Origin of the sequence: Candidatus Pelagibacter communis, from assembly GCF_012932795.1 — a bacterium.
GTDB classification, from domain to species: domain Bacteria; phylum Pseudomonadota; class Alphaproteobacteria; order Pelagibacterales; family Pelagibacteraceae; genus Pelagibacter; species Pelagibacter ubique_S.
The window spans coordinates 1-24,633 of the sequence record NZ_LANA01000002.1; the positions used below are offsets into that span (position 1 = coordinate 1).

Genomic DNA, 24,633 nt, shown 5'->3' on the forward strand with positions numbered 1-24,633 from the left:
AGCAGACGCTAGAAGAAGAGCTGACCAAGCTGCAGCAAACGCTAGACAACAAGCTCAGAAAATAGCAAGTAATGCTCAAAAATGTAAAATGAAATGGAAAAAAGGAAAATTAAAGCTTGTTTGTAAATAAAAAATTATTATTTTTTATTTAGTCACTCTAAACTTTAAGAATCGTCTTATAGCCAATATAAAAAAACTAAATAGCTATTTGTTTATTTATTATGTGGCTAACATGGTAAAGTAACCAGTTATTAAGGAAACAAAATAAATTATTGGAATATAGATCTTGTATCTATATCTCCATTTATCAAGTATAGATTTTTCAGAGTCTTCTAGATCTGATGCTTGTGCCACCATTCGTTGTCTTATAAAATACGATTCATAATAAGAGAACAATAGTGTAATAATATTCATTGCATAACCCAAAAAGATCAACCAATCTAACAAAGTAATATAAGGTAACTCCGGTCTTTGTCCGACTGTTACAAAATCAAAAGCGACAAATGCTAATAACAAAGTAGACAATACTGCAATCCTACCATCAGCTATTCTTATATAAACAGCAAAATAAATTAGAATTGTTATCCCTATAAGTGGGAAAAGCATTTTATATAAAAATGAAACCCAATTTCTTACAAACGTAAGTTCAGATACTACAAAATGCTTTTGATAGTCTGAATAAACATCGTCTAAAGTTTCAGAATTTGGATATGAAACATATTGTTTGATTGTCCAGCCAGGAAATGAAATATTAGAAAAATTATTTTTTTTAGTTTCTAATAGTAAAACTTTAAATTTGTCAGATCTTTCAAAATATAATTTACTGTAAATCCCAGACGTAATTAAAAACTTTAATTCATGGGAATCAAATGGATATTTTTTGTAATTTAATGAGGGAATAGCATATTGAACTTCCTCGTCATAATAAGCATACTCTATCGTTCCATCGTAATAAATAAGTACTTTAGGAGGTACATTAGATTCAACTCTTAAAGAATTGTCATATTTTAAGTTAAAATTGAAAAAGCTTCCATCTTCTATAGATCTATTTAAATCATATTCACAAACTACAATTTTTTTTGATTTTGCATTAGTAATGGTTTTATTAATATTAGCTAATTCATCAGAAAAATCTTGAGCAGCTAAAACATTAAAAATTATTGTCTCAAGGTCCCCTTCTTTATAAAAAACTGTTCTTTGATTAAAGGACATAGTCAATAACGCATCATTTTCATCAATTTTAACTCTTTTAAGGTTATGGTAACTTTCTAGCATAACTTCTTTGTCTAATTTTTTTTTAAGACCAAATTTTAATTGTGTATAAATTTTCGCACAGGTGTGTTTTGAAAATAATTGATTGAATATTAGTCGCTTTTCTGCTTTGAGAGATGAGACCTCAATTGCATAAGATTTTGAAAAAAAAATTGAGGCAAACAATAGAATTAAGATCAGTGAGATTTTTTTCATAATTTTGAAACATGTTATCAAAATATTAGATTTAATAAAAAAAATATTTTTGAATTATTTATTTGGATATAGATTCTTAAAAGGTAGTTTTATAGGATTTAAAAGGCTTTTAGCTATCTTCAGCTTCTCTATTGCTGAGTTAGTGAAATCTATACTCTTAATATTCTTTGGGGGATTATTATGACCCAGAAAATTAACATGTTTTTGATCTAGTTGTTTGTGCATTTGTCCTTAATTTTTAGAACAATTATTAAACAAAGTGTTAAATTAGATAGGAATAAGTAGTGTCAGGGAATGTTAAAGTAAGATAGGAGTTTGGTATTTAGGGGCGACTGATCCCACTTTCGTATTCTTTAGTACCTTTTAAACCTTAAGTAACGACGAGTTATGTACGCTTATTTTACAACTCTATTTTAACTAGACTCCTTATTCAATATATATTTAATCCATATATTACAGGCAATTTATGAAATTAAATAAAGTTGAACCAAGATATATCTCTAAATCCAACCCAAGAATTGGCTTAATCACATTAGGTAGTGATTTTAGAATTGAAAAAGATTTTAGTAATATAATTTATGGAAGAGATATTGATCTCTATGTAAATAGAATCCATTGCTACAATCCACTTACTAATGAAACATTAGCTAAAATGGCAGATGACATAACAGAAGTCACAAAAGATATTTTACCTGATCAAAAAATAGACTGTGTTGCTTATGGCTGCACATCTGGAACAGTTGCAGCTGGCTATGATACAATAAAAGAAAAAGTACATTTAGCTAAACCAGAAGCAAAAGTAACAACTCCAATAACTTCTGCAATTAATGCTTTAAAAGTATTGGGTATCAATAAGATATCTATTTTTACACCTTACACAAAAATAATAAATGACTCTGTGGTTAACTACTTTGAAAAAAAAAATATTATTATTAATTCTTTAACATATTTTGATATTGATTCCGATCTAGATATTGGAAAGGTAGATGAAGGTTATTTATTTGAGGTTTTATCAAAAATAGATCTAGAGGGCAGTGAGGCACTATTTGTTTCATGTACAGCTTTACCAGTATTATCTATAATTGATAAATTAGAAAAAAAAATAAATAAAATTGTTCTATCAAGTAATCAAACTTTAATCTGGGACTCACTTAATGCAATTAATTATAAAGAAAAGATTGACGGTTTTGGAAAATTATTTAATAGTTAAAAAATATGAATTTTAGTAAAGAAGAATACAAAGCAAGATTAAAAAAAGTTCAAAAATCTATGCAAGATAAAGGCATAGAACTATTAATCTCTAGCGATACAGCCAACATGAACTATTTAACCGGTTATGATGCCTGGTCATTTTATTATGCTCAAGCTGTAGTGGTTCATGTTAATGCTGAAGAACCATTGTGCTGGGTTAGAAAACAAGATTCAGGAGGAGCTTACATAAAAACATATTTAAAAGATGAAAATATTTTGGTTTATGATGAAAGATATATTCATACATGGCCACTTCATCCCTACGACAATCTTGTAGAAATTATTAAAGAAAAAAAATGGGATAAACTTACAATAGGGCTTGAAATGGATAGTCATTACTTTACAGCCTATTGTTATGAAAAAATAAAGCAAGGATTACCAAATGCAAAATTAAAAGATTCTGAACGATTAGTTAACTGGGCAAGAATTATAAAATCTAATGCTGAAATAGAACTTATGAAAATAGCTGCGCTTATTTCTGAAAAAGGAATGAAAACAGCAATTGATGTAATAAACCCTGGTATAAGACAATGCGATGCGGTAGGTGAAATTCAAAAAGCATTATTTTATGGAACTCCAGAGTTTGGGGGAGAATATTCTAGTATTGCAACTTTATTACCAACAGGTAAGGGAACTTCAGCATCACATTTAACAGCTACACAAGATAAATTTATTGAGGGAGAGGCAACAATAATAGAACTTTCAGGTACTTATCAAAGATATCATTGTCCAATGGCCAGAACAGTTTTACTTGGTAAACCAGACCAGTTAAAAATTGATACAATGAACAAAACAAATGAAGCATTACAGGCTGGCATTGATGCTGCAAAACCTGGAAACACAGCAAATCATGTTGCTCAAGCTTTTTGGAAAGTATTAGACAAATATGGAATAGAGAAGACCTCTAGAACAGGTTATTCAATAGGTATTGGCTATCCTCCAGATTGGGGCGAACATACTTTAAATATTTCAAAAGGTGACATGACACCTTTAGAGCCAAATGTAACATTTCATATGATTGCAGTGATGCAATTTGGAGGTTGGGGTGTTGAAGCATCTGAAGCAATCAGAATAACCAACAAAGGGTGCGAATTATTTTGCAATTTCCCAAAAGATTTGCATATAAAATAGCTTAAATAAAAAAACTTGATAAAAAACTCAACAAATGTTTTAAATCTATAAAAAAATATGTCTATGAAAAATGATTTCGTCAAATTTGACAATGTTGATAAGAGCTATGATGGAAAAATCCTAGTTGTTAAAGGTTTGCAGCTAGATATTGCTGAAGGTGAATTTGTAACAATGTTAGGACCTTCTGGTTCTGGCAAAACAACTTGTCTGATGATGTTGGCTGGTTTTGAGACACCAACACATGGAGAAATTTATTTAGATGGCAATCCAATTTCAAATATTCCTCCTCATAAAAGAGGAATTGGGATGGTTTTTCAAAACTATGCTTTGTTTCCTCACATGACAGTTTATGAAAATTTAGCATTTCCATTAAGAGTTAGAAAGATTCCAAAAGATGAGGCTGATAAAAAAATTGATAAAGCACTATCAATGGTGTCTCTTCAAGGCTTTGAAGCAAGAATGCCGATGCAGTTATCTGGAGGACAGCAACAAAGAGTAGCTGTTGCAAGATCTTTAGTTTTTGATCCACAAGTTGTATTAATGGATGAACCACTTGGAGCTTTAGATAAAAATTTAAGAGAAAGCATGCAGTATGAAATTAAACATATTCACGAAAGCATTGGCGTAACGGTTGTATATGTTACACATGATCAAACTGAGGCATTAACGATGTCAAGTCGTATCGCGGTATTTAATGATGGTAAGGTTCAGCAACTATCGAGCCCAGATGAATTATATGAAAGACCTGTAAATTCTTTTGTAGCAGAATTTATTGGTGAGAATAATACTTTTGCTGGAACAGTTAGTGATATTTCAGGTAATAGCTGTAAAGTTAAATTAACTAATGGAACTGAAATTTTTGCAAATCCAATTTCTATCAAAGCTAAAGGAGAAAAAACAACCGTATCATTAAGACCTGAGAGAGCCCTGATTAATCCAAAAGACAAAATGGATAATAATCACAAAGGTAAAATAGAAGAAATAATTTATCACGGTGACCACACTAGAGTTAGAATTAATTTATTAGGTAATGATCAATTTATTCTAAAAATTCCTAACAGTACTTCCAATTTAGACATTAAATTAGGAAATGATATTAATGTCGGATGGAATACAAAAGATAGCAGAGCGCTAGACCCCAAATAAAATCTAAATAATTGCTAAGAAAATAAAGGCAAAAAAGCCATAATTGGCTGTTGACTCATCTAACTGATCTTGTTTTACTTTCACTTTATAAAATAATAAACGTTAACGTTAAATAGGAGAAAAAATGAAAAAATTAAGTAAATTATTACTTGCTCTATCGTTTGTCCTTTCTATCACAACTTCGGCATTTGCAGTTACTGTAGTGTCTTGGGGTGGTGCTTACACAGAAAGTCAAAAGTTAGGTTATGGTGATCCTACTGCTAAAAAACTTGGAATACCTGTTAATTGGGTAGACTACACAGGTGGATTATCTGAAATTAAAGCTCAAAAAGAAGCTGGAAAAATCACTTGGGACATCATTGATGTGTACGCAAAAGACACTATCATTGGTTGTGACGAAGGTATTTTTGTTGAATTTGATTTTGACAAAGACTTTGCTCCTGCTCCAGATGGAACAAAAGCTTCTGATGACTTCTTTACAGGCATGCCTTCTAAATGTGCAGTTGGAAACATTCTGTACTCTTGGAACTTTGCTTACAATAAGAACAATGTAAAAGGTACTCCAAAGTCAGTAAAAGACTTTTTTAATACTAAAAAGTTTCCTGGTAAAAGAGCTATCTACAAAGGTGCAATGTCTAGTATAGAAATAGCACAAGCAGCTATGGGTACAAAAGCTGGTAAAGGTGGTGATAAGATTTACAACAAACTTGCAGCTGATGGTGGAGTTGATAAAGCGATAGCTAAAATCAAAGCACTTTGTGAAGATCCAAAAGGCGGATGTGTATTCTGGAATGCTGGAGCACAGCCACCAGAACTACTAGCTAATGGTGAAGTTGTTATGGCTACTGGTTGGAATGGAAGATTCTTTAATGCACAAATGGAAGGAACTCCAATTGTACAAGTATGGGATGCACAAATTCTTGACTATGAGTATTTCGCTATGGTTAAAGGTGGACCTAACGATGCTAACGGTAAAGCTATGAAAGTTCTTAGAGAAATGACAAGTACTGAAGGTCTAGCAGGAAGTGCTAAGTATATTGCTTACGCTCCTTGGAGAAAATCTTCAATTGCTATCATGGAAGCAGGAGAGCCTTGGTATAAAGATGGTAAGACAAGCATGGTACAACACATGCCTACAGCACCAGCTAATACTAAAAACTACATTCTTATGAACCCTGAATTCTGGGCAGATAACCAGGATGAAATTGGTGAAAAATGGGAAGCTATGAAAGCTGGTCTATAATTTAATTATAGATTAAACTTTTATTTTATTTAAAGGGCGGTTATTATATAGCTGCCCTTTTTTATTATGAGCACTGAACAAATTTTATCATCAGACGGAATACCTTTAGAGATCAGTTTAAAGAAGGCTGAAAGAAAAAATAAATTTAGAGCAGTAATGCTTGTGGGACCATTATTCCTGTTTCTTATAATTACATACGTATTTCCAATAGGAGATATGTTATTTAGAAGTATTGATGATCGTAAGATCACTCAAATGCTACCAAATACTTTTACAGCGATTGAAAAATGGGATGGCCAAGATCTCCCAGGAGAGCCAGTTTATGCTGCACTTTATGAGGACTTGGCTTATTTAAAAAAAAATAAAACTTACGGTAAGATTATAGCAAGATTGAATTATGAAAAAGGTGGATTTAGTAGCTTAATAAAAAAAACAGTTAGAAAACTTGGAAAATTTGAAGAAGGTAATTATAAAGAACAATTTATAGAAGTTAACAAAAGATGGGGTCAAAATGATTATTTGGTTTCTTTAAAGAATGCTGCACCCAATTGGACTTTTGCTAAATATCTAAAAGGTGTTGATTTAAAGTATGATCAAAATGGTAGTATAGTGGAACAACCAGAGGACAGAAGAATTCATAAAGTACTATGGTTAAGAACTCTCAAAGTTGCTTTTTGGGTAACTATATTTTGTTTCATTCTTGCTTATCCAATTTCATACTTATTAGCTACATTACCAATGAAATACAGTAATTTATTGATGATATGTGTACTTCTTCCATTCTGGACATCGCTTTTAGTTAGAACCTCAAGTTGGATGGTTTTACTTCAGCAGCAAGGCCCAATTAATGATTTAATTGTATGGCTTGGTTTTGCTGCAAATGATGCTAGACCAGAATTAATGTATAATGTAATTGGAACTTTTGTTGCAATGACTCAAATTTTATTACCCTTTATGGTTTTACCGCTTTATAGTGTAATGAAAACAATATCTCCAAGCTTGATGAGAGCTGGAAAATCTTTGGGTGGAACACCTTTTGTAGCATTTAGAAAAGTATACTTTCCATTAACAATTCCAGGAATTGGTGCTGGATCTTTGTTAGTTTTTATTTTAGCAATAGGTTATTATATAACTCCTGCTTTAGTAGGAGGAGCAAGTGGTTCTTTGATTAGTAATACAATTGCCTATCATATGAAAAGTTCTTTAGATTGGTCATTTGCAGCTGCATTAGGCACAATGTTGTTGGTAGGTGTCTTAACTATTTACTGGATTTATAATAAATTAGTAGGAATAGATAATATTAAACTAGGATAAACTATGTCATTACCGAATTATACAGCATGGAATTATAGAATTTGGCACTACACATATTTAACGATTTGTGGACTAGTATTTTTCTTTTTAATTGCACCATTGTTTATAATCTTACCACTTTCATTTAATGCTGAACAATACATTCATTTTTCCGCAGGAATGTTAGCACTTGATCCAGATGCATTTTCGTTGAGATGGTATGAAGACATGATCTATGGAACTAAAAACCCATGGGGACTTGCTGCAAAAAATAGTATTATTATAGCTTTCTTTGCAACAATTGGCTCAACAATTCTTGGAACAGTTGCAGCATTAGGTTTAAGTAGTAGGTATATGCCTTACAAAGCAGCGTTTATGGCTTTATTGATATCACCAATGATTGTTCCTTTAATTATCTCAGGAACTGCAATATTTTTCTTTATGGCAAAAGTAGGTTTGGCTGCAACACATACAGGAATAATTTTAGCACATATTATTTTAGGTACACCATTTGTAGTTATTACAGTAACAGCAACATTAACAGGGTTTGACCATAGCGTTACAAGAGCTGCTGCAAGTTTGGGAAGTAATCCAGTAAATACTTTTATGAAAATAACATTACCATTAATTTTACCAGGTGTCATTTCTGGTGCATTATTTGCATTTGTGACTTCATTTGACGAAGTTGTAGTTGTTTTATTTTTAGCAGGACTAGAAAACACTACTATTCCAATTCAAATGTGGGTTGGTCTAAGAGAGCAGTTAAGCCCAACAATAATGGCTGTGGCAACTTGTTTAATTATAATGTCTACTTTAATCCTGGTTAGTGCAGAACTTTTAAGAAGAAGATCTGAAAGACTTAGAGGAATTAATAGATAATTTATTTATTTAGTTAATTTTTTTTATTATAAAGGTCTGTTCAATTTAAAATTTTATGGAAATTAAAAAAGTAGTAGTTATTGGTTCAGGTACTATGGGTAGTGGTATTGCTGCACATTTATGTAATGCAAATATTCCAGTAACCTTGCTAGATTTAAAAACTGAAATAAGCCAGCAAGCACGAGATAAGATTCACAAATCAAGACCTCCACTTTTGCTAGATAAGTCAAAAATAAACAATATTAAAGTAGGAAATATTTTAGATAATTTTGATGAAGTTAAAGAGGCAGATTGGGTAGTAGAAGCTGTTGTTGAAAGAATAGATATTAAACATGATATATATAAAAAAATATTTAAAGAAAGAAAAAAAGGTGCAATAGTTTCTTCAAATACATCATCTATACCTATTAAGGTTTTATCTGAACATTTATCAAAAGAGGAAAAAAAAGATTTTTGCATTACCCACTTTTTTAACCCAGTTAGATACATGGGATTATTAGAGATAGTTAAAAATGAAAATAATGATTTAGATAAAATAAATGCTTTAAAAAGTTTTTGTGAATCAGAGCTTGGAAAAGGAGCGATTATTTGTAATGACACTCCAGGTTTTTTAGGAAACAGAATAGGTGTTTTTGCAATGCAAGTTGCAATGACTGAGGCTTTTAAAATGAAACTTAGCATAGAAGAAGCTGATGCAATTTTTGGAAGACCAATGGGTATACCAAAAACAGGTGTGTTTGGTCTTTATGATCTAATTGGCATAGATTTAATGGCCGATGTTTTAAAAAGTTTTATTAAAGAATTATCAGAAAAAGATCCTTTTCAAATAGTTGCAAAAGAAAATCCTCTAGTAAAAACCTTAATAGAAACTGGGTACACAGGTCGAAAAGGTAAGGGAGGGTTTTATCGAGTAAATAAAACTGGTGAAGCTAAAGTCATGGAAGCAATTAATCTTGAAACTGGAGAGTATGTAGTAAGTAAAAAGATTAATATTAAGTCAGATAAAGTTGATCTTAAAAAATTAATCTCAAGAGAAGACAAGTATGGTGAGTATGCTTGGTCTGTTATTTCTAAGATTATTAAATATGCTTCTTCTTTAGTTCCATCAATTACAAAAGATTTTAATGATATCGATGAAGCAATGAGGTTGGGTTTTAATTGGACTAAAGGTCCATTTGAAATGTTGGAAGAAATTGGTGTTGAACCTTTTTTTGCTAAGATCGATGACTTTAAAGGAAATATTTTTTTAGAAAATCTATTTCAAAGCAAAAATCAAGATTTTTATGGATCTAGACAAAAATATACTGATATTGAAACATTTGGAAAAGAAAAAAAGAAAGCAGTAAGTGTAGATGGAAATAGCTCAGCTCAGATATATAGATTTAATGATTTTAATATTGTCGAGTTTACAACTAAAGCAAATGCGCTAGATTATGACTCAATGGATGCTTTAAAAAAAGCTACAGATAAACCTTTGATTATAATAAATGAAAGTATGCAATTTTCTGCTGGAGTAAACCTGAGTTATACGATGGATTTCGCAAATAAGAATGATTTTAAATCTATAGAAAAATTTATTAGATATTTTCAGGAAACCTGCAAACACCTTAAGTATTCCAGTCACCCAGTTGTTTCTGCACCATCAGGATTAACACTTGGTGGAGGATTTGAAGTTATGGTTCAAAGTAATTTTGTAGCCTCACATACGAACATTGTAGTTGGATTAGTGGAAACAATAGTTGGATTAATACCAGCTGGTGGGGGATGTAAGGAAATGTTAGCAAGATGGCTTGATACAAATGAAGCTAAAAAAGATCCTCATTATGCTCCTCTTAAAGTCTTTGATATTATCGGTTACGGAAAAACTGCAACATCACCAGTTGAGGCAGAACCATTAAAATACTTAAAACCCGAAGATAAAAAGATAATGAATAGAAATAGTTTATTAGAAGTTTCAAAAAAAATCTTAAATAGTAATAAAGAATTTAAATCTCCATCTGAAACAAAATTCAAACTACCAGGAAAAGAAGTTTTAATAGAAATGAATAAAATTATAGAAAAACTTTATGATGAAAAAATAATTCGTGAGCACGGGGTTACAGTTGCAAAGGAATTGGCTCATGTCTTGAGTGGGGGAGATACATCGATAGATAAAACATTATCAGAAGATGATTTATTTGAATTAGAATTAAATGCTTTCATGAGATTAATTGAAACTCAAGAAACTCAAGATAGAATAGAATATACTTTGGCTACAGGAAAGCCATTAGTTAATTAGAACTAATGAACATCATCATTTGATGATTCTTCTTTTTTAGATTCTTTATTTCTATTTTTATTTTCTTTCTCCTCAAATCTTTGAATTAATTCATCTTCTTTTCTTTTTTGGTCAGCATCAAATTTTCTTTCCCATTCTTTTATTCTTTCATTTTCAGCTTCAAGTCTTTTTTCTTCAGTGATTTTTGCTTCTCTTTCTTTTTCATCTTTTATTTCTTGTAATCTAATTTCTTCTTTTTTCTTTTTTAATTCTGCTTCTCTTTTTTTATGTTCCTCGTCTCTTAATCTTAGAGCTTTTAATTCTTCAATTTCCTCTTTTTCTTTTAATTTAAGCTCTTCTTCTTTATTTCTTAATTCTTCAGCTTCTTTTAATTTTTGAATTTCAATCTCTCTTAATCTTTGAGATTCAATATTTTTTATTCTTGTTTCAGCTTCTTTTAATTTTTGTTCTTGATATTTTAATTTTCGCTCTTCTTCGTCCAATTTATATTGCTCTTCTTTTTGTTTATTAATTTCTATATCTTTTAACCTTTCCCGTTCTTCTCTTATTTTTTTTTTCTCTTCTTCTATTTTTTCACGCTCAACTCTTTTTTGTTCATCTTCTTTCTCTTTTGTTTTTTGTTTTTCTTGTCTTAATCTTTGTTTCTCTAAAAATTCCAATCTTAATTTTTCTTGTGTTAATCTCAAATCATCTTCTCTTCTCTTCTTTTCTGTTTCATCTTTTAATTTTTGTTCTTCAGCTTTTAGTCTTTGTTTTTCAACTTTTAAATTTTGTTGTTCAATTTGTCTTTGTTGTTTTTCAATCTTAAATTTTTGTTTTTCTTGATTTATCAATCTCTGTTTTTCATCTTTTATTTTCTGAAGTTCTTCTTTTCTAATCTGTTTTGCCTCTTCTGCCCTTTGTTTTTTTTGGTTCAATTTTTCTTTTTTGGCTTCTTGAATTTTTTCTCTTGTTAATTTTTTTTGTTTTTCTATTTCAGCTTGTTTTATTTTTTTTTTAAAATTATCAAATGTTTTATTTAAAGAAAACGATGTAATTTTTTTAAAATTATCAAATTTTATTTTCTTAATTACATTTAGTGGATCTTTAAGAATTTCTTTTTTTGGTTTTTTTGTTTTTTTTGGTTTTTTTAACATTTTATTATTAATAATTTTGCACAACTATTTAACCAAAATTTAATCAATAAAAATACATTTTTAATGATTAAAATGGGTTCAACTTATGAGTTAAGTTATAATTATTTGTACATTTTGAAGGTATTAATAAAATCAGTCTTAGTATATATTCGGAATATCTTTGATATTTAATTTTTTCTAAAACCTCTAGATCGTAAAGTACTTTGCCAACTGGCGTATATTCTCCTTCAAACAAAGGTTCATCTTGTAGGATTATAAAAAATTGACTGTCTTCAGTATTATTTTTACTTGTTTATTTTACTAAGTTAATAGTTCAGCAATATTTAGATCTAATTTTCTTTGAAAATTTTTATCATTACCTGGATTTGCAGCACAATGTCCATATGGGGAGTCAATAGGTTTTAAAGATGCTCTTTTAATGAATTTTTTTTCAAACATATTATCTTCTTTTCTAAAATATAGATCTTGATTACAGGGCATTAAAATTGTTTTTGCTTTAATTGATTGTAACGCTTTAATATAATTCCCTTTATAGAGTGGACCACTGCTTATATTGTTTAGTTGCCAAGTTTTTAATTTACTTAAAAGGTCATTCGCATCCCAATTTTTTTCATGATCTTTGGCCCAATTATCAAGAAGATCTTCTGCACTGTTAAAACCTAATTTTTTATAAAGTTTATCTCTATAAAAATCTTGAGAGAATGCCCAACCAGCATATACACGACCAAATGCCCTTAAGCCTGCAACAGGTTGTTTTTTATAATTTCCTTTATTCCAGTTTGTATCTGCAATTAATGCAGCTTTTACACCTTCTAAAAAAACATGATTATGTATTGAAGTTTTTGCTGATGCACAAAAAGGTAAAATCGCTTTGACCATATTAGGATATTGTGCTGCCCATTGGTAAGACTGACATCCAGCCATAGACCAACCAGTAACCAGTGCAATTTTCTTTATTTTAAGTTTTTCGGTTATTAGTTTATGTTGGCAATAAATATTGTCCCAAAGTGTTATTTCAGGAAATTGAGAACTACGCTGTAATTTATTACTATTACTTGGTGATGAAGATAAACCATTACCAAACATGTTTATTGAAATAATAAAATATTTATTTGGATTTATTGCCCTATTTTTTCCAATAAAACCTTCATTACGAATATGTGTACCTGTGTAAAAAGTTGGAAGTACAATTACATTTGATTGATCTTTATTAAGTTTGCCATAAGTTTTATAAACTAATTTGGCAGACTTTAAAATCTTACCAGATAAAAGTTTAACATTTCCTAAGTTAAACTCTTGATATTTTTTCATTAATAAAGTCTAAGATACTCTTTTACTTCCCAGTCTGTAACAGCTTGATGGTATCGTTCCCATTCATCATTTTTATAGGCAAGCAATGACTTTTTCATTACAAGACCTAAAACTTCATCAGTCAATTTGTCATTTTTGAGAGCTTCAATTGCAGCTAATAAATTTCTTGGAAGTCTTTTAATTCCAAGTTTTTTAAATTCACTCTCAGACATATTGTATAAATCTTGATCAGTAGGCTCTCCTGGATGTATCTTATTTTCAATTCCTTCAATTGCTGCTGAAATTGTCATCGAAAGTGCAAGATAAACATTCATCGTCATATCAGCAGCTCTATTTTCAATACAGTACCTGTTTTGAGGTAATCTAAATTGTGCAGATCTATTATTATGTCCATAAGTGATGTTTGTTGGTGCCCAAGTAACTGTTCCACCTTCAAATCCACCAACTCTAGGTACTAATCCATTATATGAATTTACAGTTGAGCAAGTGATAGAAGTTATTGCTTCAGCATGTTTCATTAAACCACCAACAGCAAAGATTGATTCTTTTGACCACTTATTTCCACCATCAAAAATATTCTTTCCATTTTTATCTACCATTGAAAAATTGATATGTGCTCCTGATCTCCAGTCACCTATTGTTGGTTTTGGCATAAAAGTAATAAACATGTTATGTTTTTTAGCTATTTCTTTTAAAAGAATTCGAAGAAAAACCAATCTATCTCCCATCTCTAAAAGATTAGTATAATGAAAATCCAATTCAAATTGAGAATAAGCTCCTTCTGCCACAACGTCATGTATCATCCAACCTAGATCATTTAAAATATCTATTAGCTCTTTTAAAAAATGCATAGAGTCTAATGTGTGTTCTACATCGTAACCAAAAGCTTGACGTCTTGGTCTGATGCCATTGACTGGATCATTATCAATGGCTTTAACTGCTTCACCATTTTCATCATATTTCATTGCAATAAATTCAGGCTCTATGCCGGCCATTCCTTTATATCCAGCATCTTGGGCTTTTTGCATAGCACGCTTTAAAGCTTGTCGGGGACAAACATTGTAAGGTTTATCTTCCCAAAAAAGATCTGCAAAAATAATAGCAGTAGTAGTGTCCCATGGACAAATAAAAACAGCATCTAAATCTGGTAACATGACCTGATCAGAGTCTGCAGGAGTAAGCTCAGGCACAAAAGAGATGGAATGAACAGCAAACTGAGGCCCTTTACCGAGGCATAATGGTTCAAAATCAGTCATTGGTACGGGCTTTGATTTTGGTATGCCATGGAGATCAATCCAGCTGGATAAAATATACTTTACACCAGCAGCTTTTAATTCTTTATAAACAGAAGGTATTTTTTTTCTATTACGTTCAACTGCATCTTTAAAGTTTTCATAATAAATTTTTTCATTCTTACTCATATTGATCTCTTTTAGTTTTACTATTGTGGCATATCTTCAGGGTCAATTCCAGGTACGAATGTAATACCAGCTTGCTGTTTCCAATCATGAGGATAAGCAGCATAAAATATTACACACTTTTCATCACATTCATAAGCAATATGATTATCTTTTGGAATATAAAGCACATCTCCAGGGTTACAAATATAAGACTCACCATTACATGTAAGGCGAAAAGTTCCTGTCATACAATAGATGATTTCATCACAAGTTAAATCCCATGGTATAGAAGCTTTGTTTAAAAAATTTAAACCTCCACACATTGTGTTACTCACCTTACTGGTCACAAAAGGCTTAATATAGCTTTTTCCTGGCTCTAAACTATGAAGTCTATTTTCAATATCTTTAAATTTATATAATTGAGGTTTTTTTGACATTTATCTTGCCTTTCTATTTATACTTTTACTGGTTCATTTAACTCAACTTTGTATCCATCTGGATCTTCACAAAAAGCTATTATTCTAGTTCCATGTTTCATTGGACCTGGTTTACGCGTAATATTTATGCCTAATTTTGTAAGATCATCACAAGCTTTGTAAACATCTGGTGTTTCTATGCAAACATGTCCCCATCCATTACCTTTGTCATACTCATCTTTTTGTTCCCAATTACAGGTTAGTTCTAAACAAGGTGATTCTGTTTCAGGACCATAACCAATAAAAGCATTAGTAAATTTCCCTTCTGGATAGTCTGTTTTTCTTAAAATTTTCATCCCTAAAGTTTTGCAATAAAAATCAAAAGACGCTTCTAAATTTTTAACTCTAATCATAGTATGAGCAAGTCTGTAACCCTCCAGGTTAATTTCTTTAGACATTTTTTACCCTTCTTGTTATTTTAAAAGATCTTTTAATAGAATTAATTATAAGTTTTTGAAATGCTTGAACTCCTTTTTCCCATACAGGAGATAAAAGCCCCCCATTATGGGATGCTGGAGAAGATCTACCTTCTTGTAATCTTTCACACATTTCATGATCTTCTTTATGAACACTCCACCAAATATCCTTAGTTGCTTGAATTTCTTTTTTAGTCATCATTTTATTATCTATAGTATAGATTATTCTTTTTTGTGAGGTTATACCTGGACTTATAGGAATATTTAAATAAACACCAACTTGATTTGGATAATAAGTCCCCATTATAAAATTTGGAAAAAGTGATAAGTATCTTGAGGTAACAGATAAAGCATTGTAATTTTTTTCATCTTCTTGCGCAACATCAACACCACTTCCATAACACTTACCATCAACAAAGGTGTAATGATCTTTTAATGGTTGATTTGTTGTTTTTTTATGCACAAATTGAACATGATAAGGCTCAATGAAATTTTCAATAAGAAATTTCCAATTAGTATTTATTTTACCAAAATCTAAAGTCGCAACGTAATTTAATTTTGTTAAATCAATATCATTAAATCTTTTTATAAGTGGTTTAGCATATTCTTCAAATTTTTTTGCCTTTCCATTAAAGTTTATAAAGATCCAATCATGCCAAATATGGGTTCTAATTGACTTTAATCCATGATCTAAAAAATTAAAACCTTCAGGTTTATGTTGATTTGTACCACCTATATGTGGCGCAGCCTTTAATTGTCCTTTTAAATTATAGCTCCATGCATGATAGGGACATTTAATAATTTTTCCTACATTCTTTTTTTCATCAACCAGTTTCAAACATCGATGACTACACACATTATGAAAAGTGGAAATTTTGTTTTCTAGATCTTTAACAAGAAATATAGGCTTACCTGCAATGGATAAAGGAATTATATCACCAGGATTTTTAAGTTCATGAACTAGACCAACAAACAACCAATCATCAGATAAAACTGTATTACATTCTTTTTTCCAAAAATCATCATCAGTATAAGATTCTGGGGGTAGTCCATATATAGTATTTAAGTTTTTAGGCTTTTTAATTCTAGTAAAGTTTTTCTGTTTCGCCATCTGCTGTTTTATTAAATATGCTATGCTCTATATTGAAAACCTTATTGAAGAAAAATTGATTTTACAATAAGATAATTTAGATAGCTGGTAAATTAAAGCAGGAAATTCAGAGTATTAAAATATACAACTAAACTGCGCCTAGATGATTTAATCGAGCATTCTAAAGGTATTAATGAAATCAGGTCTCAGAACATACTCAGAACTATCTAAAAATTTAATTTTATTTAAGACTTTTACTCCATAAATAACCCTACCAACTGGAGTATATTCACCTTCATACAATGGCTCATCCTCAAGTATTATAAAAAATTGGCTATCCTCTGTATTATTTCTAAAAGTTCTAGCTAAACCAACACTTCCTTTTGTGAAGTTAAATTCAGCTTCTAACTCAGAATTGATAGTTCCTAATCCAGATTGACCCGTTCCTATTTTTCCATAATCTAAACTATTTTTTCTACCAAACTCTAAATCTCCAGCTTGAATTAATTTATTTTCAATTACTCTGTGAAAAGCAACATCATCATATCTATTAGCTCTTATTAATACTTTAAACCTTTCAACTGCATTTGGAGACACATCTGGATAAAGTTCTATGATAACATTTCCACATGGAGCATTAAGTATTGCTATATTCTCTGGATTGCTAAATTGAATATCATTTGGATTATAATTTTTGACAAATAAACATTTATTTTTAATAATTATATAAGAAGTCAAAGAAAACATTGCTAGGATCATTAAAAAAATCAATAGAATTTTTTCAGATATGGAGGCCCTAATTTTTTTTATCATTTCCTAGAATTTGAAAGTTTTATCCACCCTCAATATATTTTTTATTATAAATTCTTTTTTTCTTTGAAGAATTGAATCATTGTTAGGAATATTTATACCAAACATTATATGTGAAAAAACTTCTGCCATATCCTCTGAGGGTGTTGTCTTTGAGTATTCTGTTAAAAATCCATCTGTATCAATATATGTATTAAGATCAATTTTATCAGTACATGTTGAACAATCAGCATATTGAAAACCCTTTTTATTAAAATCCATCCATTCTTCTTCATTAAAAACTTCTTTGTGCTGAAGATGCATTACATGAAAAACTTCATGATGGATTACTCTTTCAAAGTAATCTTCATTAAATTTAATATCGAGTATTAACGTTTTCATTACGTTATCTGGAATACCAGCTGTATATAATTCTGAAATTGATAAATTTTCACACATAACAATATATTTGAGGTTAATTTTTTTTAAAAAATCATAAGAATATCTGCTAAGATTTTTATGAATAATTTTATATTTTACCTCTAAATCTTTCTTATTTGAATCTGAACAAACAATATTTTTTTGAGTACCTAACCTAAAAGGTCTGGCAGCATAAAAATACTTAAGTTTATTTTTCGTATTTATTTCATAAATCTCTAGATTGGGTATTTTGATGAGATTATAAATGGTATTAGCTTTTAGTGGGGTAATAAAAATAATTAATAATAAAAAGGCTTTAATTAGGTTCATAATTTTAAAGATAGAATATATTCCATTCTCAAAGAATGTGGTACATTTTATTTATAAATGAAAAAAGATAGAAATAAAAATCCAATTCAACCTGTTAGTGGAACTAAAGTCCCAAGATTTGCTGGACCATCTACTTTTGCAAGATTACCAGAATTAAGAGATGTTGAAAGTTGTGATGTAGCAATTGTTGGAATTCCTTTTGATGCAGGAACTAGCTATAGACCAGGAGCTAGATTTGGACCAATGAGCATTAGACAAGCCTCTAGACATTTAAGAACTAACTATCATCCAAGTTATGATGTCGAGCCCTTCAAGGTACAGCAAGTTGCTGATGCTGGCGATATCACTTGCAATCCATTCAGTATTGATGAGTCGATAAAACAAATTGAAGCAGGAGCAACAGATTTATTAAATAAAGTTGGTGGTATAATTAGTTTAGGTGGAGACCATACAATCGCAGTACCTTTGTTAAGAGCAATTAATAAAAAATGTAATGGACCAGTTGCCTTAGTACATTTTGATGCACATCTAGATACCTGGGACACTTATTTTGGTGCTCCATACACACACGGAACCCCATTTAGAAGAGCTAGAGAAGAGGGTTTATTTTTAGATGATGCTTCAATGCATGTTGGCATTAGAGGCCCTCTTTACAGTAGAGATGATATTAAAAATGATGAAGAATTTGGTTTCAAAATTATTCACTGTGATGAGTTTCAAACACAAGGCACAGATAAAATTGCTGAAAGAATTAAAAAAAGAGTTGGTAACAATCCACTTTATTTGTCTATTGATATAGATGTTTTAGATCCAGCTTTTGCCCCAGGTACAGGCACACCTGAAATTGCTGGTATGACTACAAGAGAAATGGTTAATGTTTTAAGAGGACTGTCTGGTTTAAATCTTGTTTCTGCTGACGTGGTTGAAGTTTCTCCAGCATATGATCATGCTGAGGTTACCTCGTTAGCTGCAGCAACCATTGTTTACGAACTAACAAATTTATTTGCAAAATCATAAAGAAAGGATAGTTTCTCAAAATGTTAGATAAGAAAAAATTTTATATCAATGGTGAATGGGTTTCCACAAAAAAACCAAACGACTTTAAAGTAACAGATCCCTCATCAGAGGAAGAGTGTGCTGTTATATCTTTAGGTGGAGTAGAAGATGTAAATGATGCAGTAAGCGCAGCAACTAAAGCTTTTGAAACATGGGCATTTTCAACCAAAGAAGAGAGATTGAAATATTTAGAAGCTTTGTATGTTGTTTATAAAAAAAGATGGGCTGATATGGCTAAGGCCATAACCCTTGAAATGGGAGCACCAATTGATTTTTCAACACAATTACAAGCTGGAACTGGAGCTAGTCATATAAAATCTTATATAAAAGTCTTAAAAGAATACACGTTTGAAGCAAAGCTAGGAGAGCATGCTCTTAATAATAATATTTTACATGAACCAAAAGGAGTTTGTGCGTTAATTACTCCATGGAATTGGCCGATGAACCAAACTTGTTTAAAAGTAATTCCGGCAATTGCTGCAGGATGTACAATGGTACTTAAGCCATCTGAAATAGCTCCATTATCTTCAATGATTTTAGCAGAGATGATTGATGAAATTAAATTACCAAAAGGTGTATTCAATTTAGTCAATGGAGATGGTGCAGTTACTGGAAATGCATTAACAAGTCATCCTGATGTAAACATGGTTTCATTTACAGGATCTACTAGAGCAGGAGCTTTAATTTCTCAAAATGCAGCAAATGATTTTAAGAGAGTTAGTCTCGAACTTGGTGGAAAAGGAGCGAATATTATATTTAAAGATGCAGATGCAGAAGCTGTTGAAAGAGGTGCTCTAAGATGTTTTAGAAATTCAGGGCAATCTTGTAATGCACCAACAAGAATGTTAGTTGAAAAATCTATTTATGGTGAAACTGTTGAAAGAGTAAAAAATTTTGCCAATTCAATGAAGGTTGATGTTGCAACAAAAAAAGGAGATCACATAGGACCAGTAGTTTCGAAGACTCAGTTTGATAAAATCCAAGCTTTAATTCAAGTTGGTATCGATGAAGGTGCTAAATTAATTGCTGGTGGAACTGGTAAACCTGATGGACTTGATAAAGGATATTTTGTTAAACCTACTGCTTTTGCTGATGTTAATAATCAAATGCAAATTGCAAGAACAGAAATATTTGGACCTGTTTTATCAATTATACCTTTTGAAACAGAAGATGAAGCTATAGCCATAGCTAACGATACTCCTTATGGATTATTAAACTTTATTCAAACTCAAGATCAAGAAAAAGCTAATAGAGTCGCAAGAAAATTAAGATCAGGTATGGTTGATATTAACGGTGCTGGTCTAGCACCAGATGCTCCATTTGGTGGTTACAAACATTCAGGTATTGGCCGAGAAGCTGGGAAATTAGGTTTAGAGGAATATTTAGAAGTTAAAGTAGTTAGTGGTTGGAACGATTAATTTGTTAGTGTTCAAAATAGGCTTTTAGTTATCAAATTACCCCTGTGTTTATTTGTTTAATTTATTCTACTTATGATTGTATAAAATTATTGTTTACAGAACTATAAAAAACCATACTGTCGCAGTAGTGTTACTTCAATTATGTTAAATTAAATCAATTGTAGCACAATAGAGGGAGAAAAATATGAGTAGATCATCAAAACTCTACAATTCTGATTTAGCTCCAACTCCGAGCAGTAAAAAAAATTGGGGATGGTTTGAAATCTTTAACGTGTGGGCAAATGATGTCCAAAGTTTATTTGGTTATACTTTGGCAGCATCTTTGTTTTTAGCATCAGGACTAAATGGTTGGGCTGTATTTGCTGCATTAATTCTTGCAGGATTTTTTATAATGTGGCTTGTAAACTTGTCAGGTAAACCAAGTGTAAAACATGGAATTCCATATCCAGTATTTGCTCGAGTCAGTATGGGTGTGTTTGGAGCAAACTTTCCAGCAATGGCAAGAGGTCTTGTTGCAATGTTTTGGTACGGAGCACAAACCTACGCAGCATCAACTGCTGTAGCGCTTCTAATTACTGGAATTACAGGAATGGAAGGTGAAGTAATGATGCTTGGTATGACAGGTGTAATGTGGTTTTCATTTATATTTGTTTCAGCATTCCAAGTTTATTTATTTTGGCAAGGTGTAGACCTTATCAGAAAATTCTTAAACTTTGCAGGACCTGCTGTTTATGCCATTATGATACTTTTAATGATAGTTATTTGGGCAAAAGCTGGTGGAGGACTTTTTTCAGAAGTAGGAACTATATTTTCTGGAGGAGAGCGAACTGGTGGTTTTGAAGGCCTAGGATCATTTGGAGCTTTCATAGCTGTATTTTCAATTATGGTTGGATACTTTGCTGCAGTAGTTATTAACTTTGGTGACTTTGCTAGATTTGTAAAAAATGAACAAGAAATGAGAAAAGGTAACCTATGGGGATTAGTAGGAAATGTAATCTTGTTTTCTTTTATTACTTTAATGATTACTGGAGGAACAATCGCAATTTTTGGTGAATACGTATCAAGTCCAACAGAAATGGTTGCTAAAGTAGACAACTTGGGATTAACAATTATTGCTGCATTCGCATTTTTTGCAGCAACAGTTGGTATTAATATGGTTGCAAACTTTATACCTCCTGCATATGACTTAGCTAATTTAATGCCTAGCAAGATAAACTTTAAAACAGGTGGATTAATAACTGCTGGTTTTGGTTTTGTAATTGGTGGTATGTGGGTTGCTGTTATTACTCAAATGGGATTATTTCCATTTGTTAATACCCTTGGAGCAATTCTGGCACCAGTATTTGGTATTATGATTGTGGATTACTATATTATCAAAAAAGAAAAACTAGATGTAGATGCATTATTTGATGCTAGTCCAAAAGCTAAGTATCATTACAATGGTGGCTTTAACCATAAAGGAATGATAGCTTGGATATTATCTGGCTATATTGCAGTTGGTTCTGTTTGGCCAAACATTTTATTTTTAGGTTTAGGAGATTTCTTTGCTAACTTAGGTGGTGGCGGAGGATATGCATGGATCATAGGAGCATCACTAGGTGCTGTAGTTCATTTAGCTATATCTAAAAGATAATTAAACTTTTAACTAAAAGCCCATCAATTTATTTTGATGGGCTTTTTTTATGCTTGAAATTCTAAAGTGATGTTTTCTTTATTTAAATCGTGAAGAATTAGATTGTCACCTTCACCTTTTCTATCAACTACTAAAAAATTCATATCCTCTGTTGCAATTAGAGGAAAATGCCAAATCCCAGCATTATAATTAACACCTATTCCATTCGGAATGATAAAAGCTTCTATTTTATTTAAATCAGGTTTATCACCCTCAGGAGCGACAAAAGCTAAAAAAGTAGTTTCTTTCATTGGAATAAAAGCTTGGCTACCAAGTGGATGTTTCTCCATCATATCGACTTTCATAGGAAAGGATCTTTTTAAAGCTGAAAAAATACTAATTATAGAATCTCCATTATCTTTCCTTGCATCTAGGTTGGCTATGCCATCATATCGTTTTGCATAACCATCATTTATTTCTAAAGGCTTGATACCGTCTGTTGTGATCATATCACCAAATTTTTTAAAGTTTTCTTTATTAATAGCTTTAGGTTTAATTACTAAGTTACTCATATTTTTTTTCCATAAATTCTAAATCGAGATATACCACCATCTGGAAAAATATTAATTTTTATAAAATTAATTTTATCTTTTTTCATTAAATCATTTTTAAAAATATGTATTTTATTAGATGATAGTTTTGCATTTTTTAATAAATATTTCCATTTGACTGAAGAATTTACAATTGTTTTAGAGCTTTTTGATGTTGGTATATAAGTTGCCTGCAATGAACAATGACTTGGAAAATTACCCTTAAAGTGATGAGTGGATATTTCAATTTTATTGATTTCTTTTCCATCTAAAGAATTTAATATTAACCAATCAAATCCTGGGCTACGTCTTCTCCTTGTTTCCCATCCATCACCCATATTTTTAGCTTTACCAGGTGCTAAAATATTTTCAGCCTTACCAAAGTGTTCATTATTACAAGCAATAACAGATGCTCCATCTAGTAATGATGCAAGATTCATTTTTTTATTTTTTAATTTTTTTGATTTGATAATTGAACCAAATAATCTCAATCTAGCAACACCACCATCGGGAAAAATATTAAATTTTATATGAGTAAAATTTTTTTTACTATTTACAGAAAACAAATGATGACTATTTGCACGTGTTTTTTTTCTAGAAAGTAATGGTAGCCATTTTAGTTGACTGATCTTATTTGAACTTGAATTTGTTCCTTCAATTGAAATCATAGCTGGCTGGTTTCCATTAAAGTGAGAAGTATCAACGTCAACTTTTTTAATCAAACCAGGTTTACCTAATTTTAAAATTATATAATCGTGTCCTGTAGTTCTTTTTCTTCTAGACTCCCATCCATCCATCCATTTACCATTTTTATCAAATAACCCATCTTTAAAAACTGGTGGTAAAGGGTAAATAATTCTATTTGCCGATGCAAAAAAGTCATCAGTTTTAAATATAACTTTGGTGCCTAACCTGGGTTGAGCCAAATCTATAAGACCATTTGTAAAAATAATTTTTTTTGACATTATTAAGAATAGTTTTTAATCCAATGTTTGGCTATATCAATTCTCTTACATATCCACACATCTTGATGTTTAAGAATATAATTTAGAAATTTCTTTAAAGATTGAACTCTGCCAGGTTTCCCAATCAATCTACAGTGTAATCCTACTGACATCATTTTGGGATTTGTTTTTCCTTCTTCGTATAAAACATCAAAGCTATCTTTTAGATATGAAAAAAAATGATCACCCGTATTAAACCCTTGATTGGTTGCAAAACGCATATCATTGTTATCTAAAGTATATGGAATAATTAATTGCTTTTTCTTATTTCTAGTTTCCCAGTAAGGTAAGTCATCGCTATAAGAATCACTGTCATATAAAAAACCACCATCTTCCAGAACCAAGTCTCTAGTATTGGGGCTACATCTTCCCGCATACCAACCATCAGGTCTTCTCCCAAAAATTTTCGTATGAGTTTGAATAGCAAGTTTCATGTGTTTTTTTTCTTCTGCTTTTTTAATATTTTGATAGTCAATCCATCTCCAACCATGAGATGCAACTTCATAATCAGCTTCTATTATAGCTTTACAAACTTCAGGATTTTTTTCTAAAGCCATACCAACACCAAAAACTGTTATAGGAACCTTTTTTTCTTGAAATAGTTTATGTAATCTCCAAAATCCTGCTCTTGAGCCATATTCATAAAGAGACTCCATATTTATATGTCTACCTTTGATAGGCTGAGCACCAATGATTTCTGATAAGAAAACTTCTGAGTTATTGTCTCCATTTAAAACACAATTTTCAGCACCTTCTTCATAATTTAAAACTATTTGAACAGCAATACGTGCATTATTAGGCCATTTAACTTTTTGATCTTTGGAGCCATACCCAATCATATCTCTTGGATTTTTTTTAGACATAAAAAATTATAATTTACTTTGTATGGTTTAACAA

General features: G+C 30.9%; 23 protein-coding genes. 10 read left to right on the forward strand and 13 right to left on the reverse strand.

All coding sequences use genetic code 11. The features are described from left to right. Nucleotides 1-219: 219 nt before the first annotated feature. Complete coding sequence (locus VP91_RS04010; protein ID WP_169036169.1) at nucleotides 220-1,467, reverse strand: hypothetical protein; 1,248 nt, start codon at nucleotides 1,465-1,467, stop codon at nucleotides 220-222. 466 nt (nucleotides 1,468-1,933) lie between these two features. Between VP91_RS04010 and VP91_RS04015 the strand changes: the two genes are divergently transcribed. The 7 genes from VP91_RS04015 to VP91_RS04045 all read left to right on the forward strand — a co-directional run bounded on the left by VP91_RS04015 (nucleotide 1,934) and on the right by VP91_RS04045 (nucleotide 10,688). Then, nucleotides 1,934-2,677 (forward strand): maleate cis-trans isomerase family protein, encoded by a 744-nt coding sequence (locus VP91_RS04015; RefSeq protein WP_169036170.1) that lies wholly within the window; start codon nucleotides 1,934-1,936, stop codon nucleotides 2,675-2,677. A gap of 5 nt (nucleotides 2,678-2,682) precedes the next feature. Beyond that, a complete protein-coding gene (locus VP91_RS04020; RefSeq protein WP_169036171.1) occupies nucleotides 2,683-3,849 on the forward strand; it encodes a M24 family metallopeptidase in 1,167 nt (388 codons plus the stop codon). 57 nt (nucleotides 3,850-3,906) lie between these two features. After that, nucleotides 3,907-4,995: an ABC transporter ATP-binding protein gene (locus VP91_RS04025; protein ID WP_169036172.1), complete on the forward strand. Its 1,089-nt coding sequence runs from the start codon at nucleotides 3,907-3,909 to the stop codon at nucleotides 4,993-4,995. A gap of 124 nt (nucleotides 4,996-5,119) precedes the next feature. Then, nucleotides 5,120-6,238, forward strand: coding sequence for an extracellular solute-binding protein (locus tag VP91_RS04030; protein ID WP_169036173.1), 1,119 nt, complete (start codon nucleotides 5,120-5,122; stop codon nucleotides 6,236-6,238). Between the two features lie 66 nt (nucleotides 6,239-6,304). Continuing rightward, complete coding sequence (locus VP91_RS04035; RefSeq protein WP_169036174.1) at nucleotides 6,305-7,552, forward strand: ABC transporter permease; 1,248 nt, start codon at nucleotides 6,305-6,307, stop codon at nucleotides 7,550-7,552. A 3-nt stretch (nucleotides 7,553-7,555) separates the two neighbouring features. Further along, nucleotides 7,556-8,410 (forward strand): ABC transporter permease, encoded by an 855-nt coding sequence (locus VP91_RS04040; RefSeq protein WP_169036175.1) that lies wholly within the window; start codon nucleotides 7,556-7,558, stop codon nucleotides 8,408-8,410. Between the two features lie 55 nt (nucleotides 8,411-8,465). Then, nucleotides 8,466-10,688: a 3-hydroxyacyl-CoA dehydrogenase/enoyl-CoA hydratase family protein gene (locus VP91_RS04045; RefSeq protein WP_169036176.1), complete on the forward strand. Its 2,223-nt coding sequence runs from the start codon at nucleotides 8,466-8,468 to the stop codon at nucleotides 10,686-10,688. A 2-nt stretch (nucleotides 10,689-10,690) separates the two neighbouring features. On the opposite strand, the gene VP91_RS04050 is transcribed toward VP91_RS04045, so the two are convergent. The 9 genes from VP91_RS04050 to VP91_RS04090 all read right to left on the reverse strand — a co-directional run bounded on the left by VP91_RS04050 (nucleotide 10,691) and on the right by VP91_RS04090 (nucleotide 18,056). Beyond that, nucleotides 10,691-11,824, reverse strand: a complete 1,134-nt coding sequence (locus VP91_RS04050; RefSeq protein ID WP_169036177.1) for a primosomal protein — start codon at nucleotides 11,822-11,824, stop codon at nucleotides 10,691-10,693. A gap of 67 nt (nucleotides 11,825-11,891) precedes the next feature. Continuing rightward, nucleotides 11,892-12,059, reverse strand: a complete 168-nt coding sequence (locus tag VP91_RS06995; protein WP_320412069.1) for a hypothetical protein — start codon at nucleotides 12,057-12,059, stop codon at nucleotides 11,892-11,894. A 65-nt stretch (nucleotides 12,060-12,124) separates the two neighbouring features. After that, nucleotides 12,125-13,135, reverse strand: a complete 1,011-nt coding sequence (locus VP91_RS04060; protein WP_169036178.1) for an alpha/beta fold hydrolase — start codon at nucleotides 13,133-13,135, stop codon at nucleotides 12,125-12,127. Next, nucleotides 13,135-14,556 carry a glutamine synthetase family protein gene (locus tag VP91_RS04065; RefSeq protein WP_169036179.1) on the reverse strand — a complete coding sequence of 474 codons (1,422 nt, stop codon included), beginning with the start codon at nucleotides 14,554-14,556 and terminating at the stop codon, nucleotides 13,135-13,137. Before VP91_RS04065 ends, VP91_RS04060 begins: the two co-directional genes overlap by 1 nt. A 20-nt stretch (nucleotides 14,557-14,576) precedes the next feature. Beyond that, entirely contained in the window at nucleotides 14,577-14,972 is a 396-nt protein-coding gene (locus tag VP91_RS04070) for a cupin domain-containing protein (protein WP_169036180.1), read from the reverse strand. 17 nt (nucleotides 14,973-14,989) lie between these two features. Further along, the gene (gloA, locus tag VP91_RS04075; protein ID WP_169036181.1) at nucleotides 14,990-15,409 is read right to left on the reverse strand and encodes a lactoylglutathione lyase; all 420 of its coding nucleotides are present in this window, start codon (nucleotides 15,407-15,409) and stop codon (nucleotides 14,990-14,992) included. Beyond that, nucleotides 15,402-16,538, reverse strand: a complete 1,137-nt coding sequence (locus VP91_RS04080) for an aromatic ring-hydroxylating oxygenase subunit alpha (protein WP_169036182.1) — start codon at nucleotides 16,536-16,538, stop codon at nucleotides 15,402-15,404. Before VP91_RS04080 ends, gloA begins: the two co-directional genes overlap by 8 nt. Nucleotides 16,539-16,685: 147 nt before the next feature. Then, a complete protein-coding gene (locus VP91_RS04085) occupies nucleotides 16,686-17,330 on the reverse strand; it encodes a peptidylprolyl isomerase (RefSeq protein WP_169036183.1) in 645 nt (214 codons plus the stop codon). Between the two features lie 3 nt (nucleotides 17,331-17,333). Then, complete coding sequence (locus tag VP91_RS04090) at nucleotides 17,334-18,056, reverse strand: putative zinc-binding metallopeptidase (protein WP_169036184.1); 723 nt, start codon at nucleotides 18,054-18,056, stop codon at nucleotides 17,334-17,336. 57 nt (nucleotides 18,057-18,113) lie between these two features. Between VP91_RS04090 and speB the strand changes: the two genes are divergently transcribed. From speB to VP91_RS04105, 3 genes are all read left to right on the forward strand, one after another. Then, nucleotides 18,114-19,073: an agmatinase gene (speB, locus tag VP91_RS04095; RefSeq protein WP_169036185.1), complete on the forward strand. Its 960-nt coding sequence runs from the start codon at nucleotides 18,114-18,116 to the stop codon at nucleotides 19,071-19,073. 20 nt (nucleotides 19,074-19,093) lie between these two features. Next, complete coding sequence (locus VP91_RS04100) at nucleotides 19,094-20,530, forward strand: aldehyde dehydrogenase family protein (RefSeq protein ID WP_169036186.1); 1,437 nt, start codon at nucleotides 19,094-19,096, stop codon at nucleotides 20,528-20,530. A gap of 184 nt (nucleotides 20,531-20,714) precedes the next feature. Continuing rightward, nucleotides 20,715-22,163 (forward strand): NCS1 family nucleobase:cation symporter-1, encoded by a 1,449-nt coding sequence (locus VP91_RS04105; RefSeq protein ID WP_169036187.1) that lies wholly within the window; start codon nucleotides 20,715-20,717, stop codon nucleotides 22,161-22,163. 47 nt (nucleotides 22,164-22,210) lie between these two features. On the opposite strand, the gene VP91_RS04110 is transcribed toward VP91_RS04105, so the two are convergent. The 3 genes from VP91_RS04110 to puuE are packed head-to-tail and all read right to left on the reverse strand — an operon-like array spanning nucleotide 22,211 to nucleotide 24,599. Next, nucleotides 22,211-22,714 carry an ureidoglycolate lyase gene (locus VP91_RS04110; protein ID WP_169036188.1) on the reverse strand — a complete coding sequence of 168 codons (504 nt, stop codon included), beginning with the start codon at nucleotides 22,712-22,714 and terminating at the stop codon, nucleotides 22,211-22,213. Further along, nucleotides 22,711-23,697, reverse strand: coding sequence for an allantoicase (alc, locus tag VP91_RS04115; RefSeq protein WP_169036189.1), 987 nt, complete (start codon nucleotides 23,695-23,697; stop codon nucleotides 22,711-22,713). Before alc ends, VP91_RS04110 begins: the two co-directional genes overlap by 4 nt. A gap of 2 nt (nucleotides 23,698-23,699) precedes the next feature. Next, the gene (gene puuE / locus VP91_RS04120) at nucleotides 23,700-24,599 is read right to left on the reverse strand and encodes an allantoinase PuuE (protein ID WP_169036190.1); all 900 of its coding nucleotides are present in this window, start codon (nucleotides 24,597-24,599) and stop codon (nucleotides 23,700-23,702) included. Nucleotides 24,600-24,633: the final 34 nt, after the last annotated feature.